The organism is Vibrio sp. 1580 (assembly GCF_033340055.1).
In genome coordinates, this window is record NZ_JAWOVT010000552.1 from 1 (window position 1) to 566 (window position 566).

1 protein-coding gene is annotated in these 566 nt (G+C 46.5%); it reads left to right on the plus strand.

What is annotated here, in order from left to right; all coding sequences use genetic code 11:
- Positions 1-566, plus strand: a 566-nt coding sequence (locus R7093_RS27115) for a 3-phosphoshikimate 1-carboxyvinyltransferase (protein WP_411913262.1), incomplete at both ends; no start/stop codon positions are given.

Consider the following 566-nt stretch of genomic DNA (forward strand, 5'->3'; position numbering starts at 1 on the left):
ATCTGCAGATAAAACAGAATGTGTAGTTGAAGGCCTTGGTCGTCCGTTCTCAGTATCAGAACCTGTTGAGCTCTTTCTGGGTAATGCGGGCACAGCCATGCGACCTTTAGCAGCCGCACTTTGTGTTAGCCAAGGTGAATATGTGCTTACTGGCGAGCCTCGTATGAAAGAACGACCAATTGGTCATCTTGTGACTGCATTGCAAGAGGCGGGAGCAGATATTGAATATCTGGAAAAAACAAACTACCCACCACTAAAGATTGTCGGTACTGGTCTGAAAGCAGGCACAGTGTCGATTGATGGTTCTATTTCTAGTCAGTTTCTCACGGCTTTTTTGATGTCTGCACCACTTGCCGAAGGCGAAGTGCGTATTAAGATTGAAGGTGATTTGGTATCAAAGCCTTACATTGATATTACGCTGCATATCATGAAGCAGTTCGGTGTCGAAGTGATCAACAACGACTATCAAGAGTTTGTGATTCCAGCGGGTCAGCACTATGTTGCGCCTGGTGATTTTCTTGTGGAAGGGGATGCTTCGTCGGCCTCTTACTTTTTAGCGGCGGCTG